This window comes from Jannaschia sp. L-14R (genome assembly GCF_056857695.1).
The window spans coordinates 179,458-200,220 of record NZ_JBSXNP010000008.1 but is presented as its reverse complement, the minus strand read 5'-3'; the positions used below and the strand labels follow the sequence as shown (position 1 = coordinate 200,220).

Genomic DNA, 20,763 nt, shown 5'->3' with positions numbered 1-20,763 from the left:
GTAAACCTTGCTGCACATACACCTTTCGCCTAAGCCTGCGTCAAGGCAAGTCGGAGGGGAATATGGCAGGCTTAATGGCAGGCAAGCGCGGACTCATCATGGGTCTGGCGAATGACAAGTCCATCGCATGGGGCATCGCGAAGGCCTGCGCCGATCAGGGGGCAGAACTGGCCTTCAGCTATCAGGGCGAGGCCTTGAAGAAGCGGGTCGATCCGCTGGCCGCGCAGACCGGCAGCGACATCGTGCTGCCCTGCGACGTGGGTGACGGCGCGTCGATCGACGCGATGTTCGCCGCCCTTGGGGAACGCTGGGACAAGCTGGACTTCCTGGTCCATGCCATCGGCTTTTCGGACAAGAACGAATTGCGCGGGCGCTATCTGGAAACGTCGCTCGACAACTTCCTGATGACTATGAATATTTCGGTCTACTCCTTCACCGCCGTCATGCAGCGCGCCGAGAAGATGATGACCGAAGGCGGGTCGGCCCTGACGCTGTCGTATTACGGTGCGGAAAAGGTCATGCCGCATTACAACGTGATGGGGTTGGCGAAGGCCGCACTGGAATGTTCGGTTCAGTATCTGGCGGAAGATCTGGGCCGCGACGGCATCCGCGTGAATGCCATTTCGGCGGGTACGATCAAGACGCTCGCCGCGTCGGGCATCGGCGACTTTCGCTATATTCTCAAGTGGAACGAATACAATTCCCCCCTGCGCCGTACCGTCACTCAGGACGAAGTCGGGAAATCGGCGATGTATCTGTTGTCGGACCTGTCGTCGGCGGTCACCGGCACGATCCATCATGTCGATGCGGGTTACCATGTCGTCGGTATGAAGAACGTCGATGCACCCGACATGACGCTAGACAAGAAGGCCACCTGACCAGGTGCTGAGCGTTGCGCATCTGCTGGCCTTCAACCTGGCACTGTTGCTGGCGGTCGCGTCCCCCGGACCGGCGTTTCTGGTCTGCGTCCGGGCCAGTTTACAGGGGGGACGGCAGGAAGGCATCCTGACCGGCCTCGGGCTGGCGGTGATGGCCGGACTGTGGACGCTGGCGGCGCTTCTGGGGCTGGATACGATTTTTACCCTGTTCCCCTATGCCTACACGGTTATGAAAATCAGCGGCGCGCTCTTGGTCATTTTCATCGCGGTGCAGACATGGCGCGGGGCAGCGAAGGCCATCGTGACCGCGCCCCCGGCCTCGTCACGACGGGCGGTCCTGCGCGGCCTCCTCCTGAACCTCGGCAATCCGAAAAGCATCCTGTTTTCAGCGGGTGTCCTGCTGGTCATCTTCCCCCCCGGTCTTTCTGCGACCGAGATGTCACTGATTACGGCCAACCAGATTGTCCTGGAAACGGTGGTCTATTCCGTTCTGGCCACCCTGATGTCACGTGACACCGTTCGCGCCCGGTATATGGCGTTCAAACCATCGCTGACGCGGGCGATGGCCCTGGTACTTGGCGGGCTGGGGTTGCGTCTTTTAATCACGTCCTGACCCGGAGGTCTGCGCAATGTCCAACCAACTGCCCCATGAAAAAGGCTTCCACATCAGCTGGGACCAGATCCACCGCGACAGCCGTGCGCTGGCCTGGCGGCTGGACGGACGCGGCCCCGGCGATGGTGGCGCATGGAAGGCCATCGTCGCGATCACCCGGGGCGGCATGGCTCCGGCAATGATCGCCGCGCGCGAGCTGGGCATCCGCCTGGTCGATACGATCAGCATCAAGTCCTACGACCACCAGGCCCAGGGCGACGCGCAGGTCCTGTCGCGCCCCGACCCCGAAATGATGGGCGACGGGACGGGCGTTCTGGTGATCGACGATCTGGTCGATTCAGGGAAAACACTGGAAGTTGTACGCGCCCTCTATCCCAATGCGCATTTTGGCACCGTCTATGCCAAGCCCAAGGGCGAACCCATGGTCGATACCTTCATCACCGGCGTCAGTCAGGATACCTGGATATTTTTCCCTTGGGACATGGCGCTGCAATACGTCGAGCCGTATCGCGGCAAGGACTGACAGTGCGGTGCCGCCAGCCGAATCCGTCGCATCGGGAATGCTCCGATCTTGCGATGTCCGGACAGGGCCGCAGAATCATCACTGGCGCAATGTCAGCCGCAGTCTGATCCCGTCCCGCGACCGCACTGTCAGGTGCGCCACCGGGACCGGCGGATCGCCGATTGGCGCGACGCGATATGCACCGATCAGCCGCGCCAGCAGCAGCACACCCTCGGCCATCGCGAACCCCGCGCCTGTGCAGACCCGTGGCCCGGCGCTGAACGGCATATAGGCCTGACGCGCACTCTCCCTCGTGGCCCCTGTCTGCCAGCGGTCGGGGTCGAAGCCGTCAGGATTATCCCACATCCGTTCGTGCCGATGCAGATGCCATGGTGACAGCACGATCTGCGCGCCCGTCGGGGCCTGCCGGTTGCGAAATGTCTCGGGCCGGGTCGTCTCGCGGACCATCATCGGGACCGGTGGATAAAGACGCAGCGTTTCGCGGAAAACGTCGCGGGTATAGGGCAACCGGCTGAGATCACTGAACGTGAATGTTTGCCAATCTCGTGTGGCTTCGGCCGCGACACGGTCCTGTGCCTCCTCGTGCGTGGCAAGAAGATAGAGCGCCCATGCCAATGCGGACGCACTGGTTTCGTGCCCCGCCAGAAAGAAAATCGCGACCTGATCGACCATTTCCGGCACCGAGAACCGGTGGCCCGTGTCCGGGTCGGCAAATGTCATGATCTTGGTTGCAAGGTCGTCGGGCGCGGACCCATCTTCGATCTGGACAGCACGGCGGTCGACCAGCGCGGTGATGGCGGACCGGATCGAACGAGCCGCCGCCAGCGTCCTGCGCCTGTGAATACGCGGCATCCAGCGCGGCATCGGAATCAGCGCGGCGATGTTCAGAAGCGGCTGCGTGCGTTGATAGTTGCGGAACTCGCGGAACACCTGCGCGGCGAGGGCATCCTCGATCGGGACGGAAAACAGCGTGCGGAAGATGACATCGGCGGCGGCATAGCTGGCCAGTTCCTCGATCTCGTGCTCGCCTTCGGTGGCACGTTCGATCATCGCCTGGGCAGCGTCCAGCATTCCCGGAAAGGCGTCGCGCAATCTGCCACCCGCAAACGCCGGATCAATGATCCGCCGCTGCCGCTTCCATTCCGCGCCATTGGTGACAAAGACAGACCGACCCAACAGCGGCGCAAGACCCTCGCGCACCCGGTCCGATTTGGGAAAGTCGTCCGGGCACTCTTTCAGCACAAGATCAATAAGTTGAGGGTCGTTCATCATGTAGCTTCTGAAGAACGGGGTTCGAAACTCGGCCATCCAGGCGCGATACAGGCGCGCAGGCTGGGCACTCAGAATATCGGCCCGAAAGCGGCGCATGTACCCAAACAGGCCGACGCGACCGTCGCGTGAGGTTGGTTTGGGCGGAATCATGGGGCCATTGCGGTGTATCGGTTGACAGGTGTGCGCTTGGTCGATGGGCTGGGCGCCCGACCGGCAAACCGCTCGCCCAAGCGATGCGGACCGGCCGTTATGCGGAAATAGTCATAGTCCGATGAGCTTCCCGGAAGCGCATCGAAGGCGCAAAGATACTGAAAATGCAGGCGAAAGTATCGCCGCTTCAGCTTGCGCCATGTTTCGGGTGTCAGGGTTTTGGTAAAGGCCGCCGACAGGATCAGTGGCCCGGTCTGCCGATGTGGCGCGACGCCGGTGACAGACACCGGATCGCACAACGCGAAGGCACATCCGTCGCCGGGCGCGGTAACGTCGACCCAAGGGATCAGGTCCTGTCCGCCCATAACATGAAGGTCGGCACGTAACCTTTTGGCATCTGGCAAAAAACTTACCATTGGAACGACCTGCCCAAGACTCAGGAAACTGCACCTTCCGGGGGGAATACGTGACTCCCGGATCATGTCTGCGAGAACCGAGACGGCAAGATGCGCACCCGAGGAGTGGCCGACGATCAGAACCTCGTCGACATTGGAAGCGAGAGCCTCCGCAATGCGGTCCGCATAGCTGGCCATCCTGGCCTCCAGCTCCGGCGGATTGGCCCCGTTCCAGCGGGCCGAGAATGCATAATCATACATAAGGTAATATGCGAAGACCTTGGAATCCTTGGCCTTGAACCATCGCAGGACCAACCAGCCTGCCCCTGTACCAAACAGGATCGCCGCGAAATAGCGTGGCACCTCATAAGACAGGATCTGAGGCCGTCGTGCGCCGGGCGTGATCATGATCAGATCCGATGCCCATATGATCGCCCAGGCGACCAGACCGCCCACAGCGATCGCAGCGGCAAGCTGCAACATAAGGAATACAACAGGATACAGCGCGGCGATGACCGGCCCCTGCCGCAGGCGCATCAGACGGAACAACGCCCCCGATGCGATATAGATCCAGGCCGTGCGGGCAAGATGCCAATAGGTCGCCGGGATGGAGGCGGCCATGCTGGACGACACGATGTCGGACCAGACCAGAACCTCGATATCCGTGGTGACCCGTGCCCCGTCGATCTGTGCCTCGACCTGCCAGGAAAAGGCGTTTTCGCCCTTTTGTTGGCTGATTGAATATCCTGATAATTCAGCTTGTTGCGCGCCTTCCTTGCGATATAATTCGCGATACCGTCGCGGATGAAACGGATCGAAACCGGGGATGTAGAGGACGCGGCGGGTGGCTACGGTCTGGGTCATCTGGCGATCGTGCCTTGCGTCGGGTCGGGACAGGATGACACAACCATCGGGCGGAAATAAGGACAAGTGATGGACAGTAAGCCGGATCTGGAAATCGACGCGCTCGGACTATTGTGCCCTCTGCCTGTGCTGCGCCTGAAAAAACGTATGCAGCCTTTGAAATCAGGGGCTTGCGTCAGGCTTCTGGCGGATGATCCGGCTGCGCTGATCGATGTGCCTCACTTCTGCGCCGAAACCGGTCACCGGTTCGTCGGTGTCGATGGGCACACCTTCACCATCGAAAAAGCATAGGAATACCGGCGTATTACGACGATGCATACCAGGGTATTACGTTCGTACCCCCCTATTCCGCCGCCTGCGCCATGTCCGGCCCCCCGGCACGGATACTGGCCAATAACTCCTCGCGCCGCTTGGCGGCGGCCCGCGCGTTCGCGTCCTTCACCGGGCCGAAGCCGCGGATCGCAAGCGGCAGTTCGGCCAAGGCGACCACGGCGTCGCGGGTGGCCTCGGACAGCTGCGGTAACACTTCCTCAATATCTGCCTCGTATTGCTCGATCAGCGCACGCTCCATCCGACGCTCCGAAGTCCGACCGAAGGGATCGAGGAATGTGCCGCGCAGGACCTTGCCCCTTGAAAGGAGAGGATAGAACCGTTCGATCCATTCGCCGAAAGCCCGCTTGACGGGCCGCCCGTCAGGGCCCTGTTTCGATATCACCGGAGGGGCCAGATGGTAGGTCAGTTTCAGGTCGCCGTCGAAGGTCTCCGCCGCCTTGGCGCGGGTCGTTCGAAGCAGGCGCGCAACTTCGTATTCGTCCTTGTAGGAGAGCAGCTTGTGATACCCCTTCGCCACCGCCTCCCGCACGACAGGATCGGCGATCCGGTCCAGCATCGCGGTATAGCGACGGGCATAGCGCGCCGATTGATACGCGGTCAGATGATCGACCCGCGCCGCGATGCGCGTTTCGGGCGTGTCCGGCAGGCGGGTGACAGTGTCGGCCAGCAATTCTCCGGCCCTGTCAGGGTGGACAACAGCCCAGCGGCCCAGATCGAACGCGCGCTGATTGCGGTCAACAGCAGTCCCGTTCATCTCGACCGCTTTCAGGATCGCCTCTCGGGTCAGGGGGATCAGACCTCTTTGCCACGCAGCACCCATGATCATCATGTTAGAAAAGATCGTGTCGCCCAACAGTTTCTCGGCCAGTTTCGAGGCATCGAACAGGGTCAGGCGATCGCGCAGCCGGGCCTGCAACGACAGGGCAAGCCGGTCGGCAGGCAGCTTGAAGTCAGGGTTGCCGGTAAAGTCGCCGGTGACGATCTCGTGGCTGTTCACCACCGCCCCCGTACGGCCCGCCATCGTAAGGGACAGGATCTTGTTGTCGGCACTGACGACCAGATCGCCGCCGATCAGGGCATCGGCCTCGCCCAGTGCCACGCGGATGGCGCTGATGTCGGCAGGCGCATTCGACAACCGGCAGTGCAACGCGACCGCGCCGCCCTTCTGCGCCAGTCCGGCCATTTCCATCAGGCCGGCGCCCTTGCCGTCCAGATGTGCGGCCATGGCCATGACGGCCCCGATGGTCACGACGCCGGTGCCGCCAACGCCGGTGATGACGGTGTTCCAGGTGCCGTCGATCGGGGGCAATTCCGGTTCGGGCAGATCGCCGATATCGACATCCGTCGTGGCCCTTTTCTTCAGCTCCGCACCCTGGATCGACACGAAACTGGGGCAAAACCCCTTGATGCAGCTATAATCCTTGTTGCAGGACGACTGGTCGATGGCGCGCTTGGTGCCGAAGGCCGTTTCGACGGGCACGAGCGAGACGCAGTTCGATTGCACACCGCAATCGCCGCAGCCTTCGCAAACGTCGGTATTGATGAAGATGCGACGGTCCGGGTCGGGATAGAGGCCCCGCTTGCGGCGGCGGCGCTTTTCGGCAGCGCAGGTCTGGATAAACAGAATGACCGAGACGCCTTCGATCGCGGCCATGCGCTTCTGCACGATTTCCATCTCTTCGCGTTCGTGCCAGTCAAGGCCCGCCGGGAAGCGCGATTTATCAACGCCTTCCTTTTCATCGTAGACGACCGCGATGGTCGTGACGCCCATCGCCTGAAGTTCGCGCGCAATCCGTTCGGGCGACAGATCGCCCTCGTTGTGTTGCCCGCCCGTCATTGCAACGGCATCGTTATAGAGAATTTTATAGGTGATGGTGGTATTCGCGGCCAAGGCGGCGCGGATGGCAAGAATGCCGGAATGGTTGTACGTCCCTTCGCCCAGGTTCTGGAACACATGTTTGCGGGTCGAAAACAGCGATTCACCGATCCAGTTCGCGCCCTCGGCCCCCATGTGGGTGTAGCCTTCGGTGTTGCGATCCATCCAGAGCGCCATGACGTGACAGCCGATGCCCGCACCCGCGCGCGACCCGTCAGGCACTTTGGTCGAGGTGTTGTGCGGACATCCCGAACAGAACCATGGTGTGCGCCTGGCGATATCGGGGGCATTGTCGGCCCGCCTGGCCTCGGCCACGCGGGCCAGACCTGCCTCGATTCGGGGGGTCGTTCGCCCCTCCTCCTTGAGGATGCCGCCGATCTTTTCGGCGATATCGGTGGGCGACAGGGCATAGGCCTGCTGGAACAGGATCGGGCCGTCAGCCTGCTTGCGGTAGCCGTAGACACGTCGACCGTGGCGGTCGTCGAAGATGGCCTCCTTGACCTGAACCTCGATCAGCTTGCGCTTTTCCTCGACGCAAACGATCAGGTCGAGACCTTCGGCCCAGTCGTGGAAGCCTTTCATATCGAGCGGCCAGGTCTGCCCTACCTTGTAGGTGGTGATGCCGAGGCGTTCGCATTCCGCGTCGTCCAGACCCAGCAGCGACAGGGCGTGGACCAGATCGAGCCAGTTCTTGCCCGCCGCGACGAAGCCGATCTTGGCCCCGGCCTTGCCGTGCATCCGCTTGTCCATCCTGTTGGCATGGCTGAAAGCCTCGGCGGCCCAGCGCTTATAGCCCAGAAGACGGTCTTCCTGCGGAATCCAGTGGTCGTTCAGACGGATGTTCAGCCCGCCCGGCGGCATGTCGAAGTCCGGTGTGACGAAGGACATACGATCGGGGCGCCCGTCAACGACAGAGGTGACTTCGACGGTGTCCTTCATCGTCTTCAGTCCGACCCAGACGCCTGCGTAGCGCGACAGCGCCCAGCCATAGAGGCCGAAATCAAGGATCTCCTGCACGCCGGCGGGCGACAGGACGGGCATGTGGACGTCGACCAGCGCCCAGTCGGACTGGTGGCAGGTGGTGGAGGACTCGCCCGTGTGGTCGTCACCCATCGCCATCAGGACGCCGCCGTGTTCGGACGTGCCGGCCATATTGGCGTGGCGCATCACATCGCCCGACCGGTCGACGCCCGGTCCTTTGCCATACCACAGGCCGAAAACGCCGTCATGCGTGCCTTCGCCGCGCAATTCGGCCTGCTGGCTGCCCCAGACGGCGGTGGCGGCAAGGTCTTCGTTCAGACCGGGGCGAAAGGTAATGTCATTGGCGTCCAGAACCTTGCGGGCCTTCTCCATGTTCAGATCGACACCCCCCAACGGCGAGCCTCGGTAGCCGGTGCAAAACCCTGCCGTGTTCAAACCGGCACGGCGGTCGCGTTCCTTCTGCATCAGCATCAGACGCACCAGCGCCTGGGTCCCGTTCAACAGGACGTCACGTTTTTCAAGATCGAACCGATCGGACAAGGACACGTCGTGGCGCATGAAAATCTCCTCCTGACGGGATTATAGGTCAACTTTACTGACCCATAAAGCGAAATCTTCTTCAGACATTCTTATAGCACTTCCCTATAGGGAGAGGCGACGGGAGGAGACCGTCAAAAGCGAGCATGTGATGGACTGGGATAAACTGAGAATTTTTCACGCCGTTGCGGATGCGGGGTCTCTGACCCATGCGGGCGACGTGCTGCACCTGTCGCAATCCGCCGTCAGCCGCCAGATTCGCGCGCTGGAGGAGATGCTGGGCACGACGTTGTTCCACCGGCACGCACGCGGCCTGATCCTGACGGAACAGGGCGAATTGCTGTTCGACGCGACGCAGGCGATGACCAAGCGGCTGGAGACCGCCAGCGCCAGGATCCGCGATTCGGAGGAGGAGGTGTTCGGCAACCTGCGGGTCACGACCACCATCGGCTTCGGGTCGATCTGGCTGGCGCCGCGACTGTCGAAGCTCTATGCGAAATATCCCGACCTGAGCATTGACCTGATGCTGGAGGAGCGGGTGCTGGACCTGCCCATGCGCGAGGCCGATGTGGCCATTCGCATGAAAGAACCGAGTCAGGCCGACCTGGTGCGCAAGCGCCTGATGGATATCCGGATGCAGCTTTTCGCGTCACCCGCCTATCTGGAGGCGAACGGCGTACCCAATTCGCTGCACGATCTGTCAAAGCACCGGCTGATCAGCCAATCGCTGGGCGTGACGCAGGTCAGCGCGGGCGCAATGCTGGTGCGCGAATTGATGACCTATGACATCGGGCGGTCGCTGACGGTGAACAATTATTTCGGCGTGCTGCAAAGTGTACTGAGCGATCTGGGCATCGGTGTCCTGCCCGACTATCTGAGCCAGGATTTTCCGCAGCTTGTGCGCGTCCTACCGGGCACCGAGTCGAACGAGGTGCCGGTGTTTCTGGCCTTCCCCGAGGAGTTGCGCGGATCGAAGCGGGTTCAGGCGTTCCGCGACTTCGTGGTCGAGGAGGTCGTGGCCTATCGAAAGGCGCGGCAGGGCGCGGCGGCGCGGTAAGGCATGCACGAAACGCATAGCGGGATTGCACCGATTGGTTCCGTTCCGCCTTGTTACCCGGCATGTCGCGCAATATTTAGGCTATCGAAGGACGGTGCTTCTGCGCCCCTTCACCTCCCTGTTGGACTTCGGCCGAGCTTTTAGCTCGGCCTTTTTTTTGCTCGTGGCGATTACGCCGCTGCCGACGCTGCCACCGCGCGGATGCGTTCGACCATCGCCCGCAACCCGTTGGACCGTTGCGACGACAGGTGATCGTTCAGACCAAGACGGGCGAGTTCGGCGGGGGCGTCGATGGCACCGACCTGTGCCACGGGAATGCCGCCATAGAGGTCGTGCAAAATAGCGATCAGTCCGCGCACGATCATGGCGTCGGATTCGCCCGCGAAATCGAAGGTCGCATCCGGCCCCTGTCCTTCGATACGCGGATGCAACCAGACCTGGCTGGCGCAGCCGTCGACCTTGGTGGCAGAAACCTTGAGCGCATCGTCAAGCGGCGGAAACGCCTTGCCCAGTTCGATGACATGTCGATAGCGGTCCTCCCAGTCGTCCAGAAACTCGAATGTTTCGACCAGATCCTCGAACCGTTCCTGTGCCATTTTCACCCCCGTTTTACCCCCGTGAGGTAGGTGCGGGCGTTCCAAAGGTCCAGCCCGCTTCCCAAAGGCCCGCCGATGGGCTAGCCCGTATTGCAAAGCCGAAGGCTAGGGATTGACGGGGGTTCACATGGGAATGACGGCGCGCATCGGGGCGGTTCTGGCAGTTACGGCATTGGCCGGATGCGGGCTGGGGCAGACGCGCCTGAACCCGTTCAACTGGTTCGGCAACGACCGCGAGGAGCGGATCGAAGTCGCCCGCGTCGCAACCGCGCGACCGGTCGTGCAACAGGTCGTGTCGCTGGAGGTGGCGCAGACGCGCAGCGGCGCGATCATCTCGGCCGTGGGCCTGCCTCCGACGCAGGGCTTCTGGGAAGCCGATCTGGTCCGCGTCCCGACCGACGATCCGTCGGTGTTGCTGCTGGATTTCCGCATTCTGCCGCCGATCACGCCCGAGCCGGTGGGCACGCAGCCGTCGCGCGAAGTGCTGGCCGGCACGACCTATAGTACGCAGGACCTTGCAGGCATCCGAACGATCGTGGTGCAGGGCGAAATGAACCGCCGGTCGGTCAGCCGCTAGACCCGGTCCGAAAGCCGCGCATTTGCAAGGGCCGCCCCGTCCGACAGGGCCCCGAGCTTGGCGAATGCAATGTCAGGATCGACCGCACCGAAACCGGCGAATGTGCCAAAGCCGCAATCGCTTCCGGCGATGACGCGATCGGGGCCGACGATATCGGCGAACCGGCCCAGCCGCTCGGCCACGACTTCGGGGTGTTCGACGAAGTTCGATGTGGTGTCGACCACGCCCGGCACGAGGATCTTGTCGTCGGGAATTTCCGATTTCCTGTCGCGGAACACCTGCCACTCATGGGCGTGGCGCGGGTTCGATGTTTCAAAAAGAAGCTGACTGGCGTTCACCCCGAGGAAGGTCGAGAATACCGCGTCCATCGGGATGTCGCAGACATGCGGCCCCTCGTAATTCCCCCAACATATGTGCACGCGAACCCGTGATGGATCAATGCCTTGCAAGGCACCGTTCAGGGCTTCAACATGGCTTTGCGCGATCTTTAGGAAATCTGCATCGGTCAGATCGGCAAACAGCATGTGCCGCGACAGGGCAAGGTCGGGACAATCGAGTTGCAGGAAAAGTCCTGCGTCGACGATGGTGCGGTATTCCTCGCGCATCGCGTCGGACAGGGCAGCAAGGTATTCATCGCGGCTGGCGTAGTAGTCGTTTTGCAGGAACAGCGAAATGACGCCAGGACTGGCGGCGTTCATGAAGCCTTCGCGCGCGCCGTGCGTGTCCATCGCAGATTTCAGGTTGGCGATATCGGTCAGCAGGTCGTCCTGACCCTTGGATTTGACCGGGCCGGTGCACATCGGGCGGGCATATTTCGGCGTGCCCCCATCCGCCGCCAGACGCTTGAGAAAACTGGGAAAGAGCTTCAGGTCCGCGGGCGCATTGCGCGGGGAATCGCCGGAAAATCCGGTGTAGCGATCCTTGACATAGGTGGCATAGCTGATCTTCGACGTCTCGCCGTCGGACACGATGTCGATGCCCGCTTCGACCTGACGGCGCACCACCTCGTCGCAAGCGGCGGTCATCTGGGCGGCGAAGGCATCCGCATCGTAGGGCATGCCGTTTTCGCGGGCAAAAATCATGTCGACGGTCGCCTGCGTCCGCGGCAGAGAGCCGACGTGAGTGGATTTTATCGCCATGAAAGGCTCCTTTGCAGGTATTCTGCGGTTTTCATTGCAGCCATGACGGACCCGCGGGATCGTCGGTCGAGACAATATGGAACAGGCTCGCCTCGCCCGTCATCGACGGAACCGCCCCATGCGGAAGACCGGCGGGGACGGACATGGTATCGCCGGGTGCAAGGACTTCTACGCCCGCGTCGGCCCCCTGCCCCCAGGTGACACGCCAATGGCCGCGCATCGGCATCAGAACCGATGGGCGGTCGTGCGCATGTGGTGTGTCGGTGGCCGAAGTGCGGGTGATCAGGTCGACCTCGAACCCCGGCTTGTCACGGATGATGCCGGTGGCACCGATCACTTTGCAGGGCCTGTGCCGGGCCAGCGCCGTCATGTCGTTATAGCGCCGCACGCCCCATCCGACGACCTGCATCGGGGACAGTTCGGGAAAATCGGCCAATTCGGCGTCGGTCAGGGTCGGCATCGGGTGGACGCCCTCGGGCGGGGTCTGGCCTGCCTTGCTGTCATAGAGTTTGCCGTTCTCGCCCAGGATCAGCCCGTGATCCCGCGCATCCTCGATCACCTGCGGCGCCCAGATCACGCCGCCGCCCGCATCGTCACCACCCAAGATGGCCATGATCATCCCGTAGTCGGTGCCGATATTTTCGAACCCGCGAAAGATGCCGGTCGGGATGTCGATAATGTCGCCTTCTTCCAGCACCACTTCTCCGGCCGTTCCATGTCGGCCCCAGAAGAACCGCCAGCGGCCCGACAGGACGAAGAACACTTCGGCCGTCCGGTGACTGTGCAGGGAGTTCCGGCATTTCGGCGGTTGGCCGGCCGCGCCGATGTTGAAGCCGTGGGGCGTGGTGATGTGGACATGCTGATCGGCGGATTCGCTGACGCCGCCGCCGATGATGGTGAAATTCTCTTTCTGGTCGCTGCCGGGTGTATGGGCGTCGATGAAAGCGGTCTTGCAGGGGATCAATTCGCCGTAGCGGACAGTTGTGGGGGCGGTCATGGCGGAAGCTCCTGTCATGTCGTGGTCGGGGGGCGGTCAGGCGGCGTTCAATACGGCAGCGAACCGGTCGGGCATTCGATCAGGATCTCGCCATTGTCGCCCTCCGCAGTGGCGTAAGTCACGTGCGACATGCCGGAGCTTGCGGGCGTCTCGAACCGGGCGCGGGCATCGGGGTCGAGCCATGTGGCAAAGACTTTCGATGCCGAATGTTTGAAATCGCGGGAACAGGTGACGGTGAAATGACGGGTCATGACGTGCCTCCCAGATGGATCTGTTTCCAGACCGCCGTTTCGTCGAAAACGGTCCATTCGCGTCTTATGCTCCAGCCGTCCGGGCCGAAGGGGCCGAATTCCACGTGAGTGATGCCCATGACATAGACCTGCGCGCCGGTCGGTGTCCCGAAGGCGCCCCAGCCGGAGTGTTTGCCCCAGAGCGACCAGCGCACGGCGGCACGCGGCGGCATCATCGGATCGTCGCGACCGATGACATGTTCGATGGTGAATTCGGCGTCCGGGAAGGCGGCGCGCAGCGACATCCAGAAGCGGTCGGCATCGCCGTGGCTGTGGCCGGTGACACCACCGGGGTATTCCAGTTGCGCCGCGCGGTCATACACGTCCGGAATGACACGCATGTCGGCTGACATGATGCGGGTCAGCGTTTCGGCCAGCCGCGCGCCCCAAATGTTGTCGTTGCCGCGCCCCTGGTACGGGCCGGGTCTGTCCGTATCGGGCGTCAGCGGGCGGATCGCGGCGTCCTTGCCGCCCTCGCGTTCGATCAGGTCGGCGGCATAGGCCGATGGCTCCCACCCCAATTGCCGGACGATCGCACCCTGATCGCGGATCAGCCATTCGTCGTCGATGGCGATGCCCCGAACGTGGCAATCGGCCATGATGCGATAGATCAGCGTCTTGCCTGTGGCGCGGCCATAGATGCCGTCGCCCAGATGCGTCGCGGTGGACAGCAGGCGGTGCGACGAGAGCATGCCTGTCCGGGGATCGTCGCCTGACCAGATGACGTCTTCACCCAGCAGGGTGCGGTCGGGAAATTCTGCCAGCGTCGCCATCGTAGCACCGATGACGTTCTGGTTGCCGACGACCACAGACGCGGGCGAGCGGACGACAATATCGGGTGCGTAATACTGGTGCAGGGTCGCGATGCCCCTGTCCTCCCAGATCTCCTTCGTGATCGACAGGATGTAGTCGGGCAGGTCTTTCCAGCGGTCGTTGAAGGTCATGGCGTGTATCCTTCGGGTATGCGAGCCGAGGTGCGAACCACGAGCGGTCCGTCGATCTCGATCCGTCGGGCGGCGCGATTGGGGGTGTCAAGCTTGGCCATCAACTCGTCCACCGTGGCATCGACCATGCGCCGCGTCGGCTGGCGCAGTGTGGTGAGGTCATAGGCAGGCCACCCGGCCATCGGCACATCGTCATAACCCAGAATGCTGACGTCCTGCGGGACCTTCAGGCCAAGATCGAAGCGCAGCATATCCATCACCGCCAAGGCCATGTGGTCGTTGGCCACGAAGATCGCGTCGGGTGGATCGGGGCGCGCCATCAGGTCGCGAGCCGCCTCGGCTGCCGTGGCACGGTCGTAGCGGCCATCGACCAGCGCGTGCAACTGCGCGCCTGCCCTGTCCAGAGCGGAGCGAAAACCGGCCAGCCGGTCACGACTGGTCGAGGCGTCCATGAAACCGGAAATATGGGCAATGCGGACATGCCCGCCCGCCAGCAGGAACTCCGCTGCCTTGCGCCCTCCGGCCAGATTGTCCGAGGTGACCGCCGACAGACCCGATCCGGGGATGGCCCGGTTGAACAACACGACAGGGATGCCCGCCGCAGCGCACCGTTCGGACAACTCGCCCGACAGGTTGATCGATGCCGTGATGATACCGTCGACCTGATAATCCAGCAGTTCGGAAATCACGCGATCGGTGTCGATACCGTGTTTTCCGGTCGTGAAAATCAACAGGTGATAGCCCTGCGCCTGCAACACGGTCGACAGCTTTTCGATGGCGTCCGGATAGAACGGATTGTCCAGATATGCGACGACCAGCCCGATGATACGCGACCGTCCGGTGATAAGGCCACGGGCCAGCGCGTTGGGGCGATAGCCCAGTTCGTCAGCGGCGGACCGCACGCGCGCGGCCATGTCGGGGCTGACCGACGCGCCCCTGGTGAAAACGCGGCTGACTGCGGATTGGCTGACCCCGGCTTTCCGGGCCACATCCTGAGAAGTGACTTTGCGCGCCATCAATCCGCCGTCCAGCCACCGTCGACCAGCAGTGACGTCCCGGTGACCATCGCCGAAGCATCGGAGGCGAGGAACAGGACCGCGCCCATGATATCCTCGACCTCGCCGACGCGGGGCAACTTGATCTTGTCGTCGATCCAGGCGCGGCGAACAGGGTCGCTGAACGTGGCTTCGGTCAGGGGCGTCCGGATGAAGGTCGGACAAATCGTGTTTACGCGTATGTTTCGTGGTCCCCATTCGATGGCCATGGCCTTGGTCATGCCCTCGACCCCATGTTTCGTGGCGCAATAGACTGCGCGGTCGACCCCGCCGACATGGCCCATCTGACTGCTGATCTGAAGGATGCAGCCACCGTTCGACATGCCGCGCGCGACACTCTGGGCCAAAAAATACGCAGCGCGCAAATTCAGGCCGGTGACCAGGTCAAAATCTTCTGGAGTGGTGTCCAGCGCCGGGCTGTGACGGGCGACCCCGGCAGAGTTGCACAGGATGTCGAAAGGGGCCTGCCCGGACAGAAAATCGTCTACCTTCGACAGGTTCGCGACATCGAGCGCAGTGCCTTCGGCGGAAAACCCGGCTTCGTTGATCCGGGCCACAGCGTCGTTCACACCCGCCTGGCCGCGCGCGACGATCACGACATGGGCCCCGGCTTCGGCCAGAGCGGCCGCGCTCGCAAGGCCGATCCCGCGAGACCCTCCGGGGACGAAGGCGCGACGGCCATCCAGTCGAAAGGATGGGGTGCAGGGAAGTGACATCTGGCGGCTCCGACACGGGGCAGTGTTATTTGCATAGGTATGCAGACACATCTTGGCTACACGAGGCAAGAGCTTAGCGATGAACCTTTTCGGTTCTTGCCGCATTGATCCAGCTAAAAGCCTAGAAATGGACGCCATGACCAAAGCCACAGAAATCCTGTCCGCATTGAATGATGCCGCCGAGGGTCAGTCCGAAGTGACATTGGGCCATGTCAATGACCAAATCGGGCATCGTGGCACAGGTGCCCTTCTGGCGATTCCGGCCGCATTGGAAATCACCCCCATCGGCGGCATCCCTCTCGTACCCTCGACGCTGGCATTCATCGTTGCAATCTTTGCCGTGCAAATTGCATTCGGTCGCGAGGATATGTGGCTGCCAGGGTTTCTGGAGCGGCGGAACATCTCAGCCGCAAAGCTGACGAATGCCGTCGATAAATTGCGCCCCGCCGCCGAATGGTCCGACAGGCATCTTGGAAAACACCTGCATCTGCTGACCGACGAGCCTGCTCCACGCATCGTTGCCGTGGCGATTCTCGTGCTTTGCGCGTTGGTGCCGCCCCTGGAACTGGTGCCTTTCGCATCGTCGATTCCCATGGGAGTGATCGTGCTGTTCGGTCTGGCTCTGGTGACGCGGGATGGCCGGGTCATGGCGCTGGCCTGGGCGGCGTCGGCAATCGCGCTGTGGGCCGTGTGGAAACTCTGGCCCTAGGTCAGCTGCCGCATCCGGGCCAGCACGTCGACACCCAGCTGGTGCCAGACGTCCAGAAGGTCGACGCAGACCCAGTTTTCGCGGATCAGATCACCCTCTACGCGCCAGAAATCGAGGCTGCGCATGGTGATTTTCTGACCGGATGGGGCAATTCCCAGCCATCCGTCTCCGGTAACGTGCATCTCCATCCCCGGCCACGCAGTAAAAGCGACGTAATCGCCCTGGGCGAAGAAGTGTCCCCGCTCGATCAGTCCGCGCCGGTCGGGCATGGCATTCAGGAACGGGATCTGGTGGTGGTCGCGAAACCCCCGGATGCCCCGCGCGGTGCCAATGCCGCCGGGGCCGTACCACGTGCACCGCGGGTGCCATGCGGCGGGCAGGTCCATCGCCGCCTCGCCCTGTGGCGACAGGTGCAGCCGGTCCAGCATATCGCCCACAACGCGCAGAGCATGGCTGCCATTGCCACCGATCCGCAACCCGTCCTGTGTCATCGGGCCGGGCACCCGTCCGCTATGCCCCAGAGGCGGTCCCATCGGCCAGACACCGGCCTGCAACATCAGATCGGGCAGGTCCCAGATCGCCTGAACTTCGACGGCCAACTTATTAACAATACGGTAAAATTCGTGAAACCGCAGGTGGGCCAGGCGTCCTGTTGGCGGGATACCCAGGAAAGGTGCGGCAAACCCACCGGCATAATGCCCCGCCTGCCCCAGCCACGCCTGTCCGTGACCATCAACCCCTGTCATGGAGATATCGACACGGCGTTCCACATCCGGCATCGCCGCCCAGAGAGGACCAAGCGCGATATCGACGAATCCTGCGCCCCCGGTCACGTCCCCGAAAGGATGGCACAGATGAACAACGGCATCTGGCGTGATGCCACTTTCGATCACCTCTGCCATGCGGGCCGCATCACAATCGGACAGGGCCGTCAGGTCCATTGTCTATGCTCCTTGAATATTCATGTGCGCCGCACGTGCCTCAGTCGGCGTCGTCACGATACGGCGCACCCTCGCCATAGGGCACGTTTACGCCGCCATATCGACGGACCCGGACGTTGCATTGCTCGGCATGGCCGACGAAGCCTTCCAACATGCACAACCGCGATCCGTATTCCCCGATCAGGGTGGCTGCGGCATCGGTGGTGATCTTCTGATAGCTGTGTGTCTTCAGAAATTTCCCAACCCATAGCCCTCCGGTATAGCGTCCGGCCTTTTTTGTCGGCAGGGTATGGTTCGTGCCGATCACCTTGTCGCCATTGGCCACGTTGGTGCGCGCGCCAAGGAACAGCGCGCCATAGCTGTGCATGTTCTCCAGATACCAGTCGTCGCGGTCGGTCATGACCTGCACATGCTCGGATGCGATGTCGTTTGCGCAGGTCAGCATCTCGTCATGGTCTTCGCATAGAATGATTTCGCCATAGTCCTGCCAACTGACCCGCGCCGTTTCGGCGGTGGGCAGGATCGTCAGCAGCCGGTCGATTTCGGACAGGGTGTCGTCGGCCAGCTTCCGCGAGGTCGTCAACAGGACAGCGGGCGAATTGTATCCGTGTTCCGCCTGCCCCAGCAGATCGGTTGCGACCAGTTCTCCGTCCACGGTGTCGTCGGCGATGACCATGGTCTCGGTCGGCCCGGCGAACAGGTCGATGCCGACGCGACCGTAAAGCTGCCGCTTGGCTTCGGCCACATAGGCATTGCCCGGCCCCACCAGCATATCGACCGGGGTGATGGTTTTGGTGCCGATGGCCATGGCACCGACGGCCTGGATGCCGCCCAGAACATAAATCTCGTGCGCCCCACCCAGATGCATCGCCGCAATGACGGCGGCGTTGGGACGCCCGCGGAACGGTGGCGTGCAGGCGACGATGCGCGGCACACCCGCAACGGACGCGGTGGCGACCGACATATGCGCGCTGGCAACCATTGGAAACTTACCGCCGGGAACATAGCATCCGACGGACTGAACGGGGATGTTGCGATGGCCGAGGATAACGCCTGGCATCGTCTCGACCTCGATATCCTGCATCGAGTCGCGTTGTGCCTGCGCGAAGTTGCGAACTTGTTCCTGCGCAAATCGGATGTCGGCGAGTTGGCGCTGCGACAATTCACCCATGAGATTTTCGATCTGGTCCAGCGTCAGGCGAAAGCTCTCTGGCGAATAGCTATCGAACATCGCGGACAGATCGCGTACCGCAGCGTCGCCCCGACGTTCGATATCCGCAAGAATCTCTTCGACTTCGGTGCGGACCTTGGCGTCGTCTGCAGCGCGGTCGGTGGCGGATTTCGATGTCTTGAAATGTTGTGCCATGGCAGCCTCCGATCGCGGACGTCAGGTGTACATGTCACCTCGCGCAAGAGTGAAGCGGTTTTTGCATACGCTTGCAATGCTGCGTTTCAAAGGCCTTCGTTCCAGCGGGTCATCGCAGTAATTGCATACGGCATGCCCGACTGGCCGAGGATATCGCCCGCAATGACATGAAAACACAACCCGCCAGTGTTCCACCCGTCCATGCCATCCATCTGAAAAACATACGCACCGACATACCCCTGCCGCGGTCAGGTTCGCCGGGGGCGCACGCCTCAAGAGGGCAGACGGCTCAGCACATCCTGAACGTTATGTCGGATCAGTTCCAGATCGTCATCGCCCGAAAACCTGTGATCCGCACCCCGCACCAGGGTCAGGCGGATGTCCGGACCCTCGGCACGGTCGAGCAGGCGCAGTGCGGTTTCGGTCGACACGGCAGTATCGGCCGTTCCCTGCATCATCCGTACGGGAAACGGCAGGTTCAGCGGGGATCGCAGGACCAGACGGCTGCGGCCTTCTTCGATAAGGCGGTGCGTGATGATGTAGGGATCGCCGTAGTCCGACGGGACAGCGATGTGCCCGATCTCGGCCAATTGCATGCGTTGATCCGCATTGAACGCGGCCCAATAGCCGTCTTCGGTAAAATCCGGGGCGGCTGCGATGGTGACGAGGCCCGCAACCAAATCGGGATGATCCCGCGCGATCAGAAGGGCGATCCAACCGCCCATGGAGGAGCCGACCAGAACCTGCGGCCCGGTGGTGGCCGCGCGGATCACGGCCAGCGCATCTTCCGTCCAATCGCCGATACTGCCGTCGGCAAACGCGCCCTCCGACTGACCGTGGCCCGAATAATCCAGACGAAGAAAGGCACGGCCCTGCTGTCTGGCCCAGACTTCCAGCGCGATGGCCTTGGTGCCTTCCATGTCGGATTTGAAGCCGCCCAGGAACACGATGCCCGGCCCCTGCCCTTGGGTCGCGTGGAAGGCCAGCGTGTTGCCGGCTCGTTCGATGGTCTGCATGGTCGCCTCCGCCGTCGGTCGCCCCCGGCCTAACCGGAACGCCGATCCAGCGCAAACAGGTGACCAATTAGTCACGTGTCTTGACGTGTGACCGTTTGGTCTCGTATTAATCCGCCATGGATTCGATCTTCAAAGCCCTCGCCGACCCGTCGCGCCGCGATTTGCTGGATGCCTTGCGGCAGACCGACGGTCAGACGCTGTCGCAACTGGAGGCGGCGCTGCCCCTGTCACGGTTTGGTGTAGCCAAACATCTGGGTGTTCTTGAAACAGCCGGGCTGGTGACACGGGTGAAACGCGGACGTTTCACGCATCACTATCTGAACGCCGTGCCCCTGGCCGAAGCACTGGGACGCTGGATCGAGCCCTATCGCGTAGCACCCGCCGTCCAGGGGGTGCTGAACCTGAAAGCTCAAATGGAGGACACCATGGAACGGAGACCCGATTACGTCATGCGGACCTATATCCGCTGTACCCAGGATGCGCTCTGGGACGCGCTGACCGATGCGGACCAGATGGCGAAATACCACTTCCACGCCAGTCATGTCACCCGCGACGGCGCCGCGCTGACCTATGTCGCGCCCGATGGCAACGAAATGCTGATTTGCCGCGAGACCAAGCTGAAGCCCAAGACCCGGATCGAATCGATCTTCGAGCCGCGATGGGCGCCGGACGTTCCCAAATCGCATTTCGTCTGGATTATCGAGCCGGGCGACGGCCAGTGCCGCCTGACGTTGGAGCATTACGACATCCCGCCCGGTGGCGAAGGCTATGCCGATGGTTGGGAACGGATCGCCTCAGGCCTGAAAACGTTCCTCGAAAACGGCAAGGCGACCAAGTTCGCGGCCGCGGAGGCATGACCGAAGTGTAATGGTGGATGACCTGAACGGGGCCCCTGGCGCGCCACTCTCGATACTCTGCATCGCCGACATGAACACGGC

Annotated in this window: 21 protein-coding genes; 8 read left to right on the top strand and 13 right to left on the bottom strand. The window is 62.3% G+C overall.

Annotation, left to right across the window (positions count from 1 at the left end; genetic code table 11):
- The first annotated feature begins 62 nt into the window (after positions 1-62).
- From fabI to gpt, 3 genes are read left to right on the top strand one after another with little or no spacing between them, the layout of a single operon-like run.
- Positions 63-878 carry an enoyl-ACP reductase FabI gene (gene fabI, locus AC13C2_RS03830; protein ID WP_424337700.1) on the top strand — a complete coding sequence of 272 codons (816 nt, stop codon included), beginning with the start codon at positions 63-65 and terminating at the stop codon, positions 876-878.
- 4 nt (positions 879-882) lie between these two features.
- Positions 883-1,491, top strand: a complete 609-nt coding sequence (locus tag AC13C2_RS03825; RefSeq protein WP_482885986.1) for a LysE family translocator — start codon at positions 883-885, stop codon at positions 1,489-1,491.
- Positions 1,492-1,507: 16 nt separating this feature from the next.
- Positions 1,508-2,014: a xanthine phosphoribosyltransferase gene (gene gpt, locus AC13C2_RS03820; protein ID WP_482885985.1), complete on the top strand. Its 507-nt coding sequence runs from the start codon at positions 1,508-1,510 to the stop codon at positions 2,012-2,014.
- Positions 2,015-2,092: 78 nt separating this feature from the next.
- Here gpt and AC13C2_RS03815 read toward each other — a convergent pair whose 3' ends face one another.
- Together AC13C2_RS03815 and AC13C2_RS03810 are read right to left on the bottom strand one after the other, a co-directional pair.
- Positions 2,093-3,436 carry a cytochrome P450 gene (locus AC13C2_RS03815; RefSeq protein WP_482885984.1) on the bottom strand — a complete coding sequence of 448 codons (1,344 nt, stop codon included), beginning with the start codon at positions 3,434-3,436 and terminating at the stop codon, positions 2,093-2,095.
- Entirely contained in the window at positions 3,433-4,695 is a 1,263-nt protein-coding gene (locus tag AC13C2_RS03810; protein WP_482885983.1) for a hypothetical protein, read from the bottom strand. Before AC13C2_RS03810 ends, AC13C2_RS03815 begins: the two co-directional genes overlap by 4 nt.
- A gap of 69 nt (positions 4,696-4,764) precedes the next feature.
- Between AC13C2_RS03810 and AC13C2_RS03805 the strand changes: the two genes are divergently transcribed.
- Entirely contained in the window at positions 4,765-4,986 is a 222-nt protein-coding gene (locus AC13C2_RS03805) for a sulfurtransferase TusA family protein (protein ID WP_482885982.1), read from the top strand.
- Between the two features lie 52 nt (positions 4,987-5,038).
- Here the strand turns inward: AC13C2_RS03805 and AC13C2_RS03800 are convergent, their stop codons facing one another.
- Positions 5,039-8,443 (bottom strand): indolepyruvate ferredoxin oxidoreductase family protein, encoded by a 3,405-nt coding sequence (locus AC13C2_RS03800; protein WP_482885981.1) that lies wholly within the window; start codon positions 8,441-8,443, stop codon positions 5,039-5,041.
- 130 nt (positions 8,444-8,573) lie between these two features.
- Here AC13C2_RS03800 and AC13C2_RS03795 point away from each other — a divergent pair, with 130 nt between their 5' ends.
- Positions 8,574-9,479, top strand: coding sequence for a LysR family transcriptional regulator (locus tag AC13C2_RS03795; RefSeq protein ID WP_482885980.1), 906 nt, complete (start codon positions 8,574-8,576; stop codon positions 9,477-9,479).
- A 170-nt stretch (positions 9,480-9,649) separates the two neighbouring features.
- Here the strand turns inward: AC13C2_RS03795 and AC13C2_RS03790 are convergent, their stop codons facing one another.
- Positions 9,650-10,075 (bottom strand): SufE family protein, encoded by a 426-nt coding sequence (locus AC13C2_RS03790; protein ID WP_482885979.1) that lies wholly within the window; start codon positions 10,073-10,075, stop codon positions 9,650-9,652.
- 127 nt (positions 10,076-10,202) lie between these two features.
- Here AC13C2_RS03790 and AC13C2_RS03785 point away from each other — a divergent pair, with 127 nt between their 5' ends.
- A complete protein-coding gene (locus AC13C2_RS03785) occupies positions 10,203-10,652 on the top strand; it encodes a hypothetical protein (protein ID WP_482885978.1) in 450 nt (149 codons plus the stop codon).
- On the opposite strand, the gene AC13C2_RS03780 is transcribed toward AC13C2_RS03785, so the two are convergent.
- Genes AC13C2_RS03780 through AC13C2_RS03755 form a run of 6 tightly spaced genes read right to left on the bottom strand, consistent with a single transcriptional unit; the run spans position 10,649 to position 15,793 of the window.
- Positions 10,649-11,791 (bottom strand): cobalamin-independent methionine synthase II family protein, encoded by a 1,143-nt coding sequence (locus AC13C2_RS03780; RefSeq protein WP_482885977.1) that lies wholly within the window; start codon positions 11,789-11,791, stop codon positions 10,649-10,651. The genes AC13C2_RS03785 and AC13C2_RS03780 overlap by 4 nt on opposite strands.
- 31 nt (positions 11,792-11,822) lie before the next feature.
- Complete coding sequence (locus AC13C2_RS03775; RefSeq protein WP_482885976.1) at positions 11,823-12,788, bottom strand: cupin domain-containing protein; 966 nt, start codon at positions 12,786-12,788, stop codon at positions 11,823-11,825.
- Positions 12,789-12,835: 47 nt separating this feature from the next.
- Positions 12,836-13,039 carry a hypothetical protein gene (locus AC13C2_RS03770; protein ID WP_474521527.1) on the bottom strand — a complete coding sequence of 68 codons (204 nt, stop codon included), beginning with the start codon at positions 13,037-13,039 and terminating at the stop codon, positions 12,836-12,838.
- A complete protein-coding gene (locus AC13C2_RS03765) occupies positions 13,036-14,022 on the bottom strand; it encodes a nuclear transport factor 2 family protein (RefSeq protein ID WP_482885975.1) in 987 nt (328 codons plus the stop codon). The genes AC13C2_RS03770 and AC13C2_RS03765 overlap by 4 nt, the downstream gene beginning before the upstream one ends.
- Positions 14,019-15,041, bottom strand: coding sequence for a LacI family DNA-binding transcriptional regulator (locus tag AC13C2_RS03760; protein ID WP_482885974.1), 1,023 nt, complete (start codon positions 15,039-15,041; stop codon positions 14,019-14,021). Before AC13C2_RS03760 ends, AC13C2_RS03765 begins: the two co-directional genes overlap by 4 nt.
- Positions 15,038-15,793 (bottom strand): SDR family NAD(P)-dependent oxidoreductase, encoded by a 756-nt coding sequence (locus tag AC13C2_RS03755; protein ID WP_482885973.1) that lies wholly within the window; start codon positions 15,791-15,793, stop codon positions 15,038-15,040. The genes AC13C2_RS03760 and AC13C2_RS03755 overlap by 4 nt, the downstream gene beginning before the upstream one ends.
- 136 nt (positions 15,794-15,929) lie before the next feature.
- On the opposite strand from AC13C2_RS03755, the gene AC13C2_RS03750 reads away from it, so the two are divergent.
- The gene (locus tag AC13C2_RS03750) at positions 15,930-16,502 is read left to right on the top strand and encodes an exopolysaccharide biosynthesis protein (RefSeq protein WP_245737590.1); all 573 of its coding nucleotides are present in this window, start codon (positions 15,930-15,932) and stop codon (positions 16,500-16,502) included.
- On the opposite strand, the gene AC13C2_RS03745 is transcribed toward AC13C2_RS03750, so the two are convergent.
- From AC13C2_RS03745 to AC13C2_RS03735, 3 genes are all read right to left on the bottom strand, one after another.
- The gene (locus AC13C2_RS03745; RefSeq protein WP_482885972.1) at positions 16,499-17,443 is read right to left on the bottom strand and encodes an ester cyclase; all 945 of its coding nucleotides are present in this window, start codon (positions 17,441-17,443) and stop codon (positions 16,499-16,501) included. The genes AC13C2_RS03750 and AC13C2_RS03745 overlap by 4 nt on opposite strands.
- A gap of 40 nt (positions 17,444-17,483) precedes the next feature.
- Positions 17,484-18,809: a histidinol dehydrogenase gene (gene hisD, locus AC13C2_RS03740; RefSeq protein WP_482885971.1), complete on the bottom strand. Its 1,326-nt coding sequence runs from the start codon at positions 18,807-18,809 to the stop codon at positions 17,484-17,486.
- Positions 18,810-19,081: 272 nt separating this feature from the next.
- Positions 19,082-19,825 carry an alpha/beta hydrolase gene (locus tag AC13C2_RS03735; RefSeq protein ID WP_482885970.1) on the bottom strand — a complete coding sequence of 248 codons (744 nt, stop codon included), beginning with the start codon at positions 19,823-19,825 and terminating at the stop codon, positions 19,082-19,084.
- A gap of 116 nt (positions 19,826-19,941) precedes the next feature.
- On the opposite strand from AC13C2_RS03735, the gene AC13C2_RS03730 reads away from it, so the two are divergent.
- Complete coding sequence (locus tag AC13C2_RS03730) at positions 19,942-20,682, top strand: ArsR/SmtB family transcription factor (RefSeq protein ID WP_092763274.1); 741 nt, start codon at positions 19,942-19,944, stop codon at positions 20,680-20,682.
- The last annotated feature ends 81 nt before the right edge of the window (positions 20,683-20,763 follow it).